The 14,906-nt window shown below is 46.9% G+C and carries 13 protein-coding genes; 6 read left to right on the top strand and 7 right to left on the bottom strand.

Translation table 11 applies throughout. From position 1 onward, the window contains the following. Positions 1-2 precede the first annotated feature (2 nt). Together O9X78_RS12610 and O9X78_RS12605 are read right to left on the bottom strand one after the other, a co-directional pair. On the bottom strand, positions 3-1,226 hold the full coding sequence (locus O9X78_RS12610) for an acyl-CoA dehydrogenase family protein (RefSeq protein WP_269620056.1): 1,224 nt from the start codon (positions 1,224-1,226) through the stop codon (positions 3-5). Between the two features lie 58 nt (positions 1,227-1,284). Then, positions 1,285-1,971, bottom strand: a complete 687-nt coding sequence (locus O9X78_RS12605) for a histidine phosphatase family protein (protein WP_269620055.1) — start codon at positions 1,969-1,971, stop codon at positions 1,285-1,287. 190 nt (positions 1,972-2,161) lie between these two features. Here O9X78_RS12605 and O9X78_RS12600 point away from each other — a divergent pair, with 190 nt between their 5' ends. Then, positions 2,162-3,055 carry a LysR family transcriptional regulator gene (locus O9X78_RS12600; protein WP_269620054.1) on the top strand — a complete coding sequence of 298 codons (894 nt, stop codon included), beginning with the start codon at positions 2,162-2,164 and terminating at the stop codon, positions 3,053-3,055. Here the strand turns inward: O9X78_RS12600 and O9X78_RS12595 are convergent. Further along, the gene (locus O9X78_RS12595) at positions 3,052-4,080 is read right to left on the bottom strand and encodes an AraC family transcriptional regulator (protein WP_269620053.1); all 1,029 of its coding nucleotides are present in this window, start codon (positions 4,078-4,080) and stop codon (positions 3,052-3,054) included. The genes O9X78_RS12600 and O9X78_RS12595 overlap by 4 nt on opposite strands. Before the next feature lie 233 nt (positions 4,081-4,313). Between O9X78_RS12595 and O9X78_RS12590 the strand changes: the two genes are divergently transcribed. After that, positions 4,314-5,882, top strand: coding sequence for a long-chain-fatty-acid--CoA ligase (locus O9X78_RS12590; RefSeq protein WP_269620052.1), 1,569 nt, complete (start codon positions 4,314-4,316; stop codon positions 5,880-5,882). A 114-nt stretch (positions 5,883-5,996) separates the two neighbouring features. Here O9X78_RS12590 and O9X78_RS12585 read toward each other — a convergent pair whose 3' ends face one another. Together O9X78_RS12585 and O9X78_RS12580 are read right to left on the bottom strand one after the other, a co-directional pair. After that, positions 5,997-6,893 carry an alpha/beta hydrolase gene (locus O9X78_RS12585; protein ID WP_269620051.1) on the bottom strand — a complete coding sequence of 299 codons (897 nt, stop codon included), beginning with the start codon at positions 6,891-6,893 and terminating at the stop codon, positions 5,997-5,999. A 60-nt stretch (positions 6,894-6,953) separates the two neighbouring features. Beyond that, positions 6,954-7,469 (bottom strand): hypothetical protein, encoded by a 516-nt coding sequence (locus tag O9X78_RS12580; protein WP_269620050.1) that lies wholly within the window; start codon positions 7,467-7,469, stop codon positions 6,954-6,956. Positions 7,470-7,660: 191 nt separating this feature from the next. Between O9X78_RS12580 and O9X78_RS12575 the strand changes: the two genes are divergently transcribed. The 3 genes from O9X78_RS12575 to O9X78_RS12565 all read left to right on the top strand — a co-directional run bounded on the left by O9X78_RS12575 (position 7,661) and on the right by O9X78_RS12565 (position 10,808). Beyond that, positions 7,661-8,014: a metal-sensing transcriptional repressor gene (locus tag O9X78_RS12575; protein ID WP_269620049.1), complete on the top strand. Its 354-nt coding sequence runs from the start codon at positions 7,661-7,663 to the stop codon at positions 8,012-8,014. Positions 8,015-8,029: 15 nt separating this feature from the next. Then, on the top strand, positions 8,030-9,229 hold the full coding sequence (locus tag O9X78_RS12570) for a winged helix-turn-helix domain-containing protein (protein ID WP_269620048.1): 1,200 nt from the start codon (positions 8,030-8,032) through the stop codon (positions 9,227-9,229). A gap of 385 nt (positions 9,230-9,614) precedes the next feature. After that, positions 9,615-10,808, top strand: a complete 1,194-nt coding sequence (locus O9X78_RS12565) for an EAL domain-containing protein (RefSeq protein ID WP_269620046.1) — start codon at positions 9,615-9,617, stop codon at positions 10,806-10,808. A 318-nt stretch (positions 10,809-11,126) separates the two neighbouring features. On the opposite strand, the gene O9X78_RS12560 is transcribed toward O9X78_RS12565, so the two are convergent. Together O9X78_RS12560 and O9X78_RS12555 are read right to left on the bottom strand one after the other, a co-directional pair. Beyond that, a complete protein-coding gene (locus O9X78_RS12560) occupies positions 11,127-11,582 on the bottom strand; it encodes a nitroreductase/quinone reductase family protein (RefSeq protein ID WP_269620045.1) in 456 nt (151 codons plus the stop codon). A 132-nt stretch (positions 11,583-11,714) separates the two neighbouring features. Continuing rightward, positions 11,715-12,386 (bottom strand): type 1 glutamine amidotransferase domain-containing protein, encoded by a 672-nt coding sequence (locus tag O9X78_RS12555; RefSeq protein WP_269620044.1) that lies wholly within the window; start codon positions 12,384-12,386, stop codon positions 11,715-11,717. Between the two features lie 492 nt (positions 12,387-12,878). Between O9X78_RS12555 and O9X78_RS12550 the strand changes: the two genes are divergently transcribed. Further along, positions 12,879-14,615, top strand: a complete 1,737-nt coding sequence (locus tag O9X78_RS12550) for a potassium/proton antiporter (protein WP_269620043.1) — start codon at positions 12,879-12,881, stop codon at positions 14,613-14,615. The last annotated feature ends 291 nt before the right edge of the window (positions 14,616-14,906 follow it).

Here is a 14,906-nt window from a genome sequence, read left to right as displayed (position 1 = left end):
CCTCAACCAGCGTAACGATCGATAATTTGTTTACCCAGAGCCATCTGATGCACTTGATCTGGACCATCCGCCTGACGACACCAGCGCGCGTAGTTAAACGCCTCAGCCATGAAATAATCTTCGGTTAAACCGCCTGCGCCATGCAACTGCATGCAACGATCAATAATATTTTGCACCAATAGTGGCACAGTGGTTTTCGTTGCCGCAATCATATCGGTGGTTTGCATAGGCCCCTGTTCATCAATCTGCTTACAGGTTTTCATAACCAGCAAACGTGCCATTTCGATTTCCGAGAAGCTACGCGAAATTTCTTCACGCACTGATTGATGCTTACTCAGTGGCTTACCAAATGTTGTGCGAGACACCGCGCGTTGACAGGCAAGTTCGAGCGAGCGCTGAGCAGCGCCGATCAAACGCATACAATGGTGCATACGTCCGGGGGCCAAACGGCCTTGAGCTATTTCAAAGCCTCTACCTTCACCTAGCAATACGTTTTCTAGAGGTACACGCACATTGTCAAAAACTATTTCGGCATGGCCGATAGGTGCATCGTCATATCCCAAGGTTGTAAGCGGACGAATGATAGAGACACCTGCGGTATCTTTAGGCACCAACACCTGTGTTTGTTGCTTGTGGCGACTGGCATTCTCAGGATCAGATTTACCCATGACGATAAAGATTTTAGTACGCTCATTCATCGCGCCGGTAATAAACCATTTACGACCATTCAACACCCACTCATCACCGTCTTTTACGATACTGAGTTCAATATTCGTCGCGTCGCTGGACGCAACCTGGGGCTCGGTCATAGCGTAAGAAGAACGAATATCACCATTTAGTAAGGGCGTTAACCACGTTTCGCGCTGTGCGTCGGTGGCGTATTTCATAAATACTTCCATGTTGCCGGTATCGGGCGCATTGCAGTTAAACACCTCTGGCGACCATAAAACCCGGCCCATCAATTCGGCGAGTGGTGCATAATCAACAAAGCTCAAGCCGCCGTGATCGCAATACTGCGGATATTCTTCGGGGCAGAATAAATTCCACAAGCCCGCTTTCTTTGCCTCACTTTTAAGTTCGTCCATCAAGGGTAGTATCGCGTAGCGATCCTTAGCCGCATGTAATTGTTCGGCGTAAGCTTTCTCATTTGGATAAATATGCTCATCCATAAAGGTTGTGAGCTTTTTGAGTAATTCCTGAGCTTTTGGGCTTGGCGTAAGATCCATGATTAAATCCTCTTTTACTGTGCGCGACCGAGGCCACGTCATTAGTCGTTAAAAATAATTAGGTATAAGTGATCAAATGACGATGACTCACGTTTTCTAAATGTGGGACGGCATTGAACATATTTAAATTAAACTGCGATCCTCGGGTGAAATAACGCGTGACACCGGTATTTTTGGCCTGCAAATTGGTATTCACCATCGTTTCCACATCGAGCTTTAACACCTCTCTCAGCATTGCGCTTATGGGACCACCAGAAGTCACCACCAGCACTCTACCGCGAATAGCGGATGTTGCCGCCAACGTGCCGCGCACCCGCTGCTCAAATCTCTGCCACGGTTCAGCGACATTGAGCAATTCGCCTCTACTCCAGGCTAATAAAGCAAGTCGTAAGACACGGTAGAAATTCTTAGCGTTAGCAAGGTCGGGCTGCGGTTCTTCTGGTACATCCTCCTTAGCCGCAACATAGCTAGCAACCAAGCTATGAAAGTCATACTCATTTAAACCCGGCAGTTCAACCGCATCAGGCAGATGAATATCGGCCTGCGCAAGCACTTCACTTATGCCCGCCAGCGTTTCACGGTGACGACGCATAGTGCCAGTGAATACGGCGTCAAACCCCTGCTCAATATCCGCAAAATGCGCCCCCAAAAGACGCGCCTGCTCCCAACCTATTCCCGTCAGGCGGTCGTAATCATCTGTTCCAAAGGCGGCCTGCCCATGCCGGACTACTATAACTTCAGCCAATGCGAGCCTCTCCTTAAACTGATCACACAAAATAGGGTCTCGCCGGTAGCGAAGACGTCACCGCCGACAAATGTTGAGCAGCATCATAACGTTCGCAACAACATTATTGAAATCTATTATTCTTATCATGCATAATAAGCATAACTTATACGTCACCAATATGTGAGCGGTGCCTACGGACCTAAACTATATGAGCTCAGCAAAGATTGACCTGAATTTATTTACCGTTTTCGACGCTATTTATTCACAACAAAGCCTGACTCGTGCTGCCGGGGTACTGCATGTTAGCCAGCCCGCTGTCAGTAGCTCGCTAGCAAAACTACGTAGCATTTTCGACGACCCTCTTTTCGTCCGCACCAGCGCAGGGATGACACCTACGCCATTGGCGCGACAGCTTGTCGGCACGGTACGTGATTCTCTTAAAAATCTGGATAATTGTGTCGCTACCCGCATCCCCTTTGACCCGAGCACAGCAAGCCGTACTTTCCGTATTCATGCCACTGAAAATGCCGAAATCATTTTATTGCCCACCCTGATAACGCATCTCAAACAATCGGCACCGGGAATCAATTTAGAAGTGGTTTTCATTGACCGACGCGAAGTAGCGTATGAGATGGCAAGTGGTAACGTGCATCTGGCCTTCGATGCACCGCTGCTGAGTCATCCAGAACTTGCAAGTCACCCGCTGCTCAGCGATGACTATGTTTGCGTTATGCAGGCCACGCACCCCCTGAGCACCGAGATATTAACCCTAGAACAATTTCTGGAGCAGGAACACATCCACGTATCTAGTCGAGTGAAGGGGGCTGGTCACGTAGATTTAGCTCTGCGGTCAATCGGCTGCAAACGACGCGTCGCCATTCGTCTACAGCACTATGCAGCCCTCCCCTCACTGCTTGCTCAATCTAAGTTCATTGCTGCTGTGCCGGCGACCGTTGCTAAACACTGGCACCTCGTCAGTCGCCCTCTGCCCTTCGATTCCCCGAAACTAGAACTGCAATTATTCTGGCATAAAAGCGTTGAGCACGACCCCGCCTTGCTATGGCTGCGTCAATTCACCATGAAGCTAGCACAGGCCCACTAACTATCTAACCCCTTGGACAACTGCCGGCTCAAGCGATAGCGACCGGGCGCCAAGCCGTACCAGCGTTTAAAGGCTTTTTGAAACGAGCTTTGATCACTAAACCCAAGCTCTGCCGCAATGTCGAGAAGCTCTAACTCCCCCTCATTCACCAAGACTTTTGCCCGCTGCTTCCGTGCATCATCCAGCAAGTATTTAAAATTAGTATCCGTGTTATTCAATCGTCTCTGCAGGGTTCGGGCCGCCATACCCAGCTCTGCGGCAACATCATCTAGCTTAGGTACGCCCTCAGGTAGCTGGCGCACGACACAGGCCATAACGTCATTTACTATGCGGTCTTCCAACTGCAATTTGGCTAACTCTGAGCGCGCGGTTTGCACCAGTGAATCATGGATGCCTGTATGCGGAAAACGGGTTGGGCGTTCTAGGAAATGGCTATCAAATTTTACAAAGTTGGCATCACTTTTATATTTCACCGGCGCTTCGAGAATACGCTCTATCTCGCTTCGATCCTCAGGGCCAGCGTGCTGAAAATAGACCTCCCGCTGATTACACCAACGATCTAAAATAACTTTATTTGCACGATACCAGCTCGTAAAAAAGAACTCGGTCAATTGTCGAGACACCGGCTTACGCTCTGGCACGACCCACGTCAGTCGGGTCCATTCATCGTCCGCTTCGGTGTACATCACATCGCCGTGATCAATAAGCAAGCGTGAAAAATGTACTACCGCATCGAATGCAGCCCGAGAATTCGGCGCACTCATACCTAGGTAACTAACCATACCCCAGGCTGATGGCGATGAGTCGGCCCCAGCATGTGCACCCAGGAAGGGATCATCCAATAAGACGCTCGCCACATCTAGAATTACTTCAAATAGCCGCAGCGGAAAACGCCCCTGCACCGTTAAATGCTGCTCTGGGGTAAACCCCACTTCAGTGATCAGCGCTTTCGCATCTACCCCATGATTTTCTATGTACTGCAGTAAATCGACCAAATATTCCGAGCACACTGTTGGTGTACGCACGAATTCACCTCATGTATTGATACTTTAAAGGAGGGCAGCAACGTCTACTAGGATAAGCGATATCCTTCCTCCCTCTATTCGACGACAAAGAATAGCAAGTATTGCAGTTTGGCACAGCGCTAATCACTACCTACGAGCAATGAACGATAGGCCGCATTCACTCTTGTCGCTACCCCCAATTGCAGTACAATCAAGCGCAGTAATAAATAAAAAAAACCTGCGGGAAGCACCTTATGCAAGTTCACCAGTTCTTCGATTTTCACTGCCAGCGCGCCCCCGATAACAACTGCCTCACTTTTTCTGGCAAGCAATTCAGCTATCAAGACATCGCAGAACAATCACAGCAATTAGTTCGAGCCTTGCGCAATCAAGGCATCGCCTACGGCGACCGCGTTGCGGTGCTCTGTGAGAACTGCCCCGAATATTTAGCCCTGATGATAGCCTGTAGTCGCATTGGCACCGTTCTCGTACCGATTAATTACCGTTTGGCGCCGGCAGAAGTCTTGTTTGTTCTTAAAGACTCCCAAGCCAGCATCCTACTCGCCCCTGATGGCAAACTAACGGAGTTAGTCGACGGCTTGCGGCCTCTAATTGGCGATTTAACAGTAATATCCACCACCGACCTGGGGAGCCATAACTGGCAAGAATGGCTAGAAAACAGTGACTCATGCAATGTTGCGAACGACGATGTATGCCAGCCAAACACTTATTCAGCCTTTTTACAATTGTATACCAGCGGTACCACCGGCAACCCCAAGGGCGTGGTGATCAGCCATCACAACATCATCGCCCTATACACAATGAGTCAAACCTCCATGCCAATAAAATCTGGCCCTGGAGTCCGTGACTTGGTATGCGCGCCGAACTTTCACATCGGCGGCTCTGGCACCCTGATACTGCCGATATTAGCGGGCGCCAGCGTAGTACTGCACAGCAGCTTTAATCCAATTGCCGTTGTGAACGATCTTGAACAACTAAAAATAGATAACATGTTTATTGTGCCAGCGATGATTTTGGCAATCATCGAGTATGTGCCCAATATAGAACAACGTGATTTTAGCCACCTAAAGCAACTACTCTATGGTGCGTCGCCAATCAGTACCGGCTTACTTGAAAAAGCAGCGAGTATCTTCAAGTGTGACTTTTATCAGTGCTACGGCATGACTGAAACCACGGGGACGGTGGTTTCACTATCACCGGCCGACCATATTTTGGCGCTAAACGGCAGACCGGAATTACTGCAGTCCTGCGGGCGGCCATACGCGGGTGTAGAAGTTAAAGTGGTGAACAAACAAGGCGAATCAATGCCGAGCGGACAAACCGGTGAATTACTTATCCGGTCCGAATCCAATATGACGGGCTACTTTAATTTAGAACAGGCCAGCCGCGACACCGTCGTTAACGGCTGGGTACATACCGGCGACTCCGCCATGATCGATAAAGATGGCTATGTATTCCTGCGCGATCGCATCAAGGACATGATCGTCAGTGGTGGCGAAAATATCTATCCTATTGAAATAGAAAACGTGCTCAGCAAACACCCCGCCATTTCAGATGTGGCTGTTGTTGGCATACCCGACGATAAATATGGAGAAACTCCACTGGCATGCATTGTTTGCGCAGAAGGCCAAACAATCAGCAGTGAAGAGTTAATCAGCTACTGCCGCGACAAACTCGCCGGATTCAAAATACCTCGTCGCGTAGAGCACTATGACATTTTGCCCCGTAATCCGTCGGGTAAATTACTGAAGAAAATTTTGCGAGAACCATTTTGGCAAAATCGCGATCGGCAAATAAATTAGCCAATGCTTTTTCAAGCAAATTGATTCGAGATAGGCAGTACCAGTACTGCCTATTTTTTTACGCTAAAACGTCGTTCTAACTGCCTATGTTCCGCTTGTTTATATGTTCGCTGCCTACCTTATAAACAGGGCTGCTAACCAAGCACTGATTTCTTCCATCGCTTTATTATGGTCCGGATTTGCCCCCTGCAAACCAACAAAACCGTGGCAGGCACCAGGATATAAACTGTACTGCACCTCATTGTCATACTGCTGTAAGCGGGCAGCATAGTTTGCGCCATCATCCCGCAAGGGATCTCGCTCTGCCGTAAGTAATAGGGTTGGCGGTAAGTCATTTAAATCACTGCGGGTAAGCGGCGTTGCACGTGGATGACGGGTTTGCCCAACGTCTAGCAAGGGACTGTTTTGTAGATAAGTATCCCAAAACCATACCATTAAATTACGGGTGAGCACCGGGCCTTTAGCATTCTCTACATAAGAAGGCGTGCCCGGATCGTAATGGTCAGTCACGGGATATATTAAGACCTGTCCCTTAACCACTCCCGGCAAACATTCCCTGGCCTGAAGCGCGGTAACCGCAGCCAAATTACCACCTGCACTATCTCCAGCCACTACAATAGAATTTGGCAGGCCACCATATTGCGCAATATGTTCGTAGGTCCATTTGAGAGCAGCCAAACAGTCTTCGGGTGCAGCTGGAAACGGGTGTTCTGGAGCGAGCCGATAATCCACCGCGACAACAATGCAATCGCTGTGATTACAGAGATCTCGACACAGCGGATCATAGACGACGAGGTCACCAATTACCCAGCCACCGCCGTGATAGTAAACCACAACCGGATACGGGCCATCACCCGGTGGCTGATAAATCCGCAGAGGAATACGGCCATGTCCGGTTTCAATATCGCATTTGCGAACAAGAATATGTTTGGCGGTCTTACCTAACCAACGAAATAGAGTGTCCGCTTTGATCACTCGCCGTATCACTGCTGCTTTAATTTTTGTTTTCATATGTCATTCTTATTATTAATGATAAATATTACGATCAGTTCCCACAAAACTAGCGTGGTATTACGCTGACCGTTTTTTAGTATCTAGCTGTACTGCGGCGTCATTTTTTGCAGGTAAAGAATACAATGTCGTCACATTTCGACCGTTGCCATCTGCACGTAAATAAGACTTGCTATCCACCCAGCCAGCAGGCGTGTAAAACCCCCATTTCCGCATTTTTGGTCCGGTAATAAACAGTGTGAGACTATCGGGTGTATTCAACACCAAACGGTGCGGCGCTCTTCCCATACGGGTCGTAAAACTACCAGTCTCCAATACTCTATCCTTAACCGGCATTTCCTCTAGTATCCGGCCACGCAAAACTATCGATGAATTGAATATCCAAGGATGGTCGTGCAAATTAGTATCTGGGTCATCGCCAGTAACATGATGCAGATACACATTGAACAGGCGGTTGCGCGGGATAACATACCAGCGCGTCAAATAGTCAGTACCAATGATTTTACTGGGTGTACGGAGGGAAATCTTTTCGGCTCTAGCCTGTAGACGGTGCAAAATAAAAGCGGGCAAACGCATAAATAGCTTTTCTCAACATCAGCAGCGACACCATCTAGGTGCGCTGACACATAGTATTTCAATTGCATAGTACCATTCCTCGCCGCCGAGACAATACGATTACCGGACAGCCGTTCACCCAGAACGACTCGCCATACACCTATAAAATCACTCGTTTGAACATCAAAAATATACCCGTAGGCGTATACCTGATGAGGTACACTAAGAACGTCGTATTTGCTGAACGCAATACTATCCAACACACCAATGCAAACAACGAGAGGAAACTCATCGTGGACAAATGGGTAAAGAAACGCAAAGACCTCACTAACAGACTCCGTCGTATTGAAGGCCAGATTCGTGGTATTCAACGCCAACTTGAAAATGGCGAAGAGTGCGAAGCCATTGCGGCGCAAATGGCGGCGGCGCGTAAGGCGATGGACAAGGCCTTTTTCACTATGATGTCCTGCGCAATGTCTCAAGAACTGGAAAAACACGCTGTCATGACCGACGACATGGAAACCGGCGTAGAAGACATCACCCGAATACTGGCAAAGTATGCTTAAGGCAAGACCGCAAAAATGACATTCCAGCTTTCAGAACAAGAAGCCAGAAAGCTCGTATTACACTCCCAGCGGCTGCCCGCCACCAAACAAAGTGGGAGTGCACAAGAAGCTACCTTGGCAGCTATCGAGCACCTCGGTTATGTGCAAATAGATACCATCTCTGCCATTCAGCGCGCACATCACCACACCTTGTGGAATCGCAACCCGCGCTACAAAGCTGAGCAACTCGACCAACTAGTCGCCGACAAGAAAGTCTTCGAATACTGGTCACACGCAGCCGCATATTTGCCTATGCGTGACTATCGCCACAGTTTGCCGCGCAAGCACGCCATCGCCAACGGCGATCAACGTCACTGGTATGCACCCGAACCTAAACTCATGAAGGAAGTACTAAAACGCATAAGGGAAGAAGGCCCGTTAAAGGCCAAGGACTTTGAGCATACGGGTAAAAAACGTCAGGATTGGAGCGCCAAACCTGCAAAACGTGCACTGGAAAGCCTTTATATGCAGGGTGAATTGATGATCGCAAGCCGCGTCAATTTCCATAAAGTTTACGACCTAACTGAACGCGTACTGCCAGTGAATATAAACACATCAACTCCGACACCAGACGAACATGCACGGTTTCTTATTAAGCGTTATCTACAGGCAAATGGACTGGGTCAAGCTAACGAAATAGGTTATTTGCTAAAGAATACAAAGCCACTCATCACCTCGATGCTCAGGGAGATGATATCCAGCGGCGAACTAGAGCAAGTCGAGGTCGCTGGCAATACATACTATGCACTAAGCAACTCAATGAAGCTGATAAACAAACCGCTGCCTCGCGATAGATTGACAATATTATCCCCCTTCGACAATTTACTAATTCAGCGCAAGCGCACCAAAGCGCTGTTCGATTTTGACTATTTAATTGAGTGCTACGTACCTGAATCGAAACGTCAGTACGGCTATTTCTCACTACCCCTATTGTGTAACGGTAATCTTGTAGCAAGAATGGATTGCAAAGCCGACCGACAGAAATCCCACTTATATATCCATCATTTAGCCTTAGAAACATCCCTAAATAATACTGACAAGTTTTTTAACCTGCTATGTCAAAGGCTTCCCGCATTTTTGAAATTTAACGGCTGCGCGACAGTGAGTCTGCATAAAACACAGCCCCAAATTTACGCGGAAAAATTTCAAGTTGAACTCGTTAATATCGCGCTATGAATGGAGTCAAGCGAGCTGAAAGCCCCTGAGCGCCACATAGAATATGAATAACGCCAGCACTTAAAATGCGAAACTCGCCACACAATTCGCAGCAACATTTATCAAACTAATCGAGTTAGCGACCGAACGCTTGCGTCATCACATAAACAACATCCTAATAAATTGATATAGCAACAAACAAATACGTATACTTCTTTACCATCTAGGGATATGCTCGATACTGCGGCAGGTATGCTCATTTTCTCAAAACAGCCCTAAACATTATTCCCCACATTTTTCTCTATAAAGTTAATGAGTTGCGTCGAATTTAGCAAAGCACCTAGCCTGATAGCGAGCGCGCTCGGCTTTCCAATGCTTTGGCATAGAAAATATCGAGGAAGATAAAATGGCTGTCGAAAATTTAACTGTAGAACAACTATCAGACGCACTAAAAAATAATGAATTTCTTTTCCATTACCAACCTATACTTTCGTTACGGACAGGCAAGATAGACGGTGTCGAAGCACTTATCCGGTGGAAAAAAAACAATGGCGATTTGATCGCGCCTTCGGAGTTCATACCTTTTGCTGAAGAAACCGGCTTTATAACAGAAATCACCAAAGCAATGATCCCGCGCTTCCTCGACGATCAAAAAAGTATACTTCTAGCAAATGAAACTATTGTTTCATCGTTCAATATATCAGCCAAAGATCTTAGTGATGATACTTTTATTCCAACATTATTTAGCCTTATAGACGACTCTGGCATCGATCGCTCTAAGATTAAAATCGAGTTAACCGAAAGCTCGGCCTTATCGCTTAGTGACACGGGCTTACTACAAATAGCAGAACTAAAAGCAAATAATATTGGACTAGCGATTGATGACTTTGGAACGGCACACGCGACTTTTGACCAACTACGTAATCTGCCATTTACCTGCTTAAAGATAGACTACAGCATTACTAAAGATGCTATGGCAACGCCTGATGGTCTTACGCTACTAGATCATAGTATTAAACTCGCCCACCAACTTAAAATGGACTCTATTGCAGAAGGCGTAGATAACCAAGACCTTGTTGGTTACTTGATGGGAGTCGGATGCGAACACGCCCAAGGCTATTACATCAGTAAACCACTAGCGCTTCCGACACTAATCGAGTTTTTAAATAAAAAACTCGTTTGGCGCACGTTTATCCATGGACATGTTTACAAGGCCATGGTGGACTACATTGAGTGGGTTCGAAAGGTTCATTGCTCCCTCTACATGTCAAATGCAAACATTAATATTGTGCCTTTCGAGCCTGAAGACGCGGCAACAGGAATATTCCTACTTGAAGTAACGGACAGTGTCGATATTGAAGCCTATAACCAGCTTAATACTGTGTACAAAAACTGCTATGAAATTGCCAAAATAATGTTAAGTGCAAAATGTGCCGGAGATCAGGCGCTAATTGACAAATTGTTACCTGACTTTTTCGAAATGAGCAGCACGGTTAGTTCGCTGCTACAAGAAGTCTACTCAAAAGAGTGTCAACAAGGCCTCTTAAAGCAATTTTCATTTCGCTCGACCACGAATGGTGAGTCCGCGCAAATCTACTAGTTTACAAAAAACGGTGTTCTCATCAACAAACGGAGATATTCCAAGAATGCGAAAATAGTATATTTGATATCTTACATTCTAAATGTTTAAAACCTAAGCTTAGCCAATAAACGACATAAAATATTCGCACATCTCGTATACGTAGCATCCAAAATAAATTTACGCTAAAGATACGCGGCACTTAGTCCAAACACTAAATTAACACTAGGGCCCGCAGCCTCAGGCCGAGGGCAATGCTTCTAACGGTACTACATACAGGTTTCGCCGCACACTTTGTAATACGTATGGATTTCAATTCCCGGCCATTCTCTAAGTCATTTAAGCAGGATAAAAAACCACAACGGGAATTTCCCTATCCGTAGCTGCTTTATAATTTGCGTACGGAGGAAAATAATCCTCCATCAAATTCCACAACTCTTCACGCTGCGCCCCGGTAGCAACTTTAGCTACGGCTTTAAACTCGTCATTTATCACTTTTAGCTGTATGTCTTGATTCGCTTGTAAATTCAGGAACCAAGCCGGATGCTCGGGCGCGCCGCCTTTAGAGGCAATAACACAAAAACCGCCATTATCTGTAGGTCGGTAAATTAACGGAAGTATTAAAGTCTTACCCGACTTACGCCCCTTGGTTGTCAGTAATAATGTGGTTAGCTTGCCTTTGCCACCACCCAAGCTAGCATCCCACAAATGACCGGCCTCACCGTCTTCAAGATAAGTATTTACATGCTCACTCATCCACGCAGGGAGATAATCTGGAAGCTTAATTGCGGTCATAACAGGGGGTTCCTTTTTAGCTTAAAAACAAACAACAATTTAAGATATACGGTGATGAAAATACAGCATTGCGACGAGCCCAAACTGTTAATACAAACAGATTGAAATCAAGCACAATTAGCACTTGTTAGACTAAGCCAGATGCCGAACGAGCGCCTCACCAACAGCATGAGCGCTTGCCGGGTTTTGTCCAGTTATCACCCGTTCGTCCTCAATTACAAACACCCCCCAAGGCTGAACTTTACTGTAACGCGCAGCGCTTCGAGCAAGCGATTCCTCAAGCAGGAAAGGAATATCGGCAAGAGTGCCAAAATCGATCTCCTCTTCCCGTGTAAAGCCAGTAACAAATTTACTGGCTAATAGCTTTTCACCACTACTCAGTGTAATCGGCAATAAAGCACCTGGACCATGACACACCGCAGCCAAGATTCCACCGCCCTCATAATGCTTGGCGCTGAGTTTGGCAAAGTCTTCATTCATTGCTAAATCCGACAACAGACCGAAGCCACCAGGATAGAATACGGCAGCATAGTCATCAATATTCACCTGCGAAACCGCTAGCGTATTGTTGATACGATTTTGAAATTCTTCATTATTTAGAATGGCCTCGTTAACCGAATCACCCTCGATATCGGTGCCGTAAAGCGGCGCTTTGCCGCCTTTTATCGAGGCAATGTCGTAGTCTAGCCCTGCTTCTAACAATACCTGCAGGGCATGAGTAAGCTCCGGGGCATACGTCCCGTTTGTTTTATCTGTATCACCTAGCGTGGCGTGATTTGTGACGGGAATCAGAACTTTTTTCATTAATACTCTCCAGTCTTCAAAAATGGCTTGTTGCTATTGCAACGTAAGTCAATCGACTATTAAGACACGTTTATCAATCAGATGGTAATTGGGAGAAAGTATAAGTAAACGCTAGATTTCTTGCATTTAGTGTGGGTTGTTAAAACGCGCCACGCGTATGGCTAGATCTGACTATCATGCCTGTGTTGCAACGAGGTCCTGAGACGAAAGAACTGCAAAACGAACAAACGCTTATGTTCAGAAACAAACTAACGCAGAGCGCATCACTAGCGCAAACTATTGCATTACAATATCAATTCGCCATCCACGGGTTATTTAAGCAAGATATTCCTCTATGAAGCTTAGATAGTAACATTTCAAGCGCGCAGCAATCTTGCGAAGTAATCGCTAGCGCGTATATAAATACGATAAACAATATTCATCTTACTTGAGATCAAAATCCGAAAAAATCTGTCCATAAAGGGCAATTTAAACGCTAACCAGGATCAATTAGTGACTATAGAGCTTATATACCAATACATTTTCGGTGGCGCAGTCCTCGCGTTTCTCTGCGTTATAGCGAGCGTGCTATCACGACGCATCGGCGCACCCCTGCTGTTGGTATTCCTATTACTAGGCATGCTCGCTGGCGAAGATGGTTTTGGCGGCATCACATTTGATGATTTCAGCCTAGCATTTCTATATGGCAACTTAGCCCTAGCTATTATCATATTTGACGGCGGTCTAGGCACCCGAAAGGATACCTTCCGGGTCAGTCTAAAACCCGCACTGTCGCTGGCTACGCTGGGCGTATTCGCAACAGCCGCGATCACCGGCTTCGCAGCGCACTGGATATTAAATTTATCTTGGCAAGAGGGGCTGCTAATTGGCGCTATTGTCGGATCCACCGATGCCGCAGCAGTATTTGGGCTGCTGAGAACAGCGGGGCTAGAATTAAAAGAACGTACCAGTGCGACGCTCGAAATTGAGTCGGGATCAAACGACCCGATGGCAATTTTCTTGACCATTACCATGGTGCAAATACTGCAAATAAGCGACAGTGGCGCCAGTCTAGGTTGGACGGTAGTCCAAGAGCTGCTCAGCCAAATAGGTCTAGGTTTAGCCATTGGCCTTGCCGGTGGCTATCTATTGACGCTTCTACTCAAAACGCTGCGCCTCACTCCGTCACTTTATCCTTTGCTAACCCTCGCGGGTGGGCTCAGTATATTCGGCGGAACCACCGTTCTCGATGGAAGTGGTTTTCTGGCCATTTTTATCACGGGCGTCATGATTGGCAATACCCCCCTGCCCTTCAGTAATGACGTTCGTCGTTTTCATGACGGCATGGCTTGGTTAAGCCAAATAGGTATGTTTCTAATGCTCGGCTTACTTATTACACCGAGCAACCTGATTCCCTTTATATTACCCGGCTTGGCCATCGCATTCGTACTCATATTCATTGCTCGACCCATAGCGGTTTGGCTGTCTCTGCTGCCATTCCACTTCCCCTGGCGCGAGCAAGTTTTTATCGGCTGGTGCGGCCTGCGCGGTGCAGTCCCCATCATTCTTGCCTTGTTTCCCTCCCTGGCGGGATTAGAGCACACACAAACCTATTTCGAGCTGGTATTTTTCGTGGTTTTGATCTCTCTCATTCTACAAGGCTGGACAATCGCGCCGATTGCGAAATGGCTGCAGATAGAACTGCCACCATCCAACAAAGAGCCTAAACACCAGCACTTAACGCTTATGCACGACAACGACAAAGAACTATTGATATACAGCGTAGTGGCAGAAAGTCGCGCAGCCGGTTTGGCAGCAAAAAACTTACCCATGAAAGAAGGCAGCCAATTCCTCGGAATTATTAGACACGGAATACTGGTAGAGAACAAAGAGGAACAAACGCTAAAAGACGACGACCAAGTTGTCATCTTATCGTCAACCAGTGCCAAAACTGGACTCGCTCGGGTATTTGCAGCTAGCACGCCGTCACCCTCACCTAACACAAGCTACTTCTTTGGCGAGTTTTCGCTACAGCCCGACGCGAAATTAGCCGACATCGCCCAAGCCTATGGTTTCGATCCCGATCCTAACGTGGGCGATATATCAGTAGCACAATTTATTGTTAAGCACTTTCACGGCAAACCCGTCATTGGCGATAACGTTCGAATAGGGCCGGTAAAACTCATTGTGCAAAGTCTTGAGGGAGATCGTATTCTGTCGGTTGGTTTAAAGTTGTTGCCCCAAAAGTAACGCAAGTGAGATGGTGTTTGCTGCTTTTTACGATAGCGAATATCAAACATTGCAGTTTTTGAACATGATAGCGACGATACGTCAAATGCATAAAACTACTAAGCCTCCAGAGACAACCGCCATCTAATCAGAACCCTATTGTGACCACGGTTCAGATAGTTGGATTGTATTCAGTATCCGGTTTTCTTGCCCATTCGTGCACGTTTAGCCTCAGATCAATTGCTGACCTACTTTTGGAAATGGGAAGAAAGTGGCCTATCGAAGAAAAATTAGGCATCCATTTAGTATGTG

The organism is Zhongshania aquatica, from assembly GCF_027257955.1.
GTDB lineage: Bacteria > Pseudomonadota > Gammaproteobacteria > Pseudomonadales > Spongiibacteraceae > Spongiibacter > Spongiibacter aquatica.
Note: the sequence above shows the minus strand (reverse complement) of the source record. Positions and strands in the feature narration are given on the sequence as shown.

Bases quoted from the DNA above. Each gene is read 5' to 3' on its own strand.
- O9X78_RS12585 (WP_269620051.1), bottom strand. From the start codon at position 6,893: ATGAAAACAAAAATTAAAGCAGCAGTGATACGGCGAGTGATCAAAGCG.
- O9X78_RS12570 (WP_269620048.1), top strand. From the start codon at position 8,030: ATGACATTCCAGCTTTCAGAACAAGAAGCCAGAAAGCTCGTATTACAC.
- O9X78_RS12565 (WP_269620046.1), top strand. From the start codon at position 9,615: ATGGCTGTCGAAAATTTAACTGTAGAACAACTATCAGACGCACTAAAA.
- O9X78_RS12575 (WP_269620049.1), top strand. From the start codon at position 7,661: ATGAGGTACACTAAGAACGTCGTATTTGCTGAACGCAATACTATCCAA.
- O9X78_RS12600 (WP_269620054.1), top strand. From the start codon at position 2,162: ATGAGCTCAGCAAAGATTGACCTGAATTTATTTACCGTTTTCGACGCT.
- O9X78_RS12560 (WP_269620045.1), bottom strand. From the start codon at position 11,582: ATGACCGCAATTAAGCTTCCAGATTATCTCCCTGCGTGGATGAGTGAG.
- O9X78_RS12555 (WP_269620044.1), bottom strand. From the start codon at position 12,386: ATGAAAAAAGTTCTGATTCCCGTCACAAATCACGCCACGCTAGGTGAT.
- O9X78_RS12580 (WP_269620050.1), bottom strand. From the start codon at position 7,469: ATGCGTTTGCCCGCTTTTATTTTGCACCGTCTACAGGCTAGAGCCGAA.
- O9X78_RS12610 (WP_269620056.1), bottom strand. From the start codon at position 1,226: ATGGATCTTACGCCAAGCCCAAAAGCTCAGGAATTACTCAAAAAGCTC.
- O9X78_RS12590 (WP_269620052.1), top strand. From the start codon at position 4,314: ATGCAAGTTCACCAGTTCTTCGATTTTCACTGCCAGCGCGCCCCCGAT.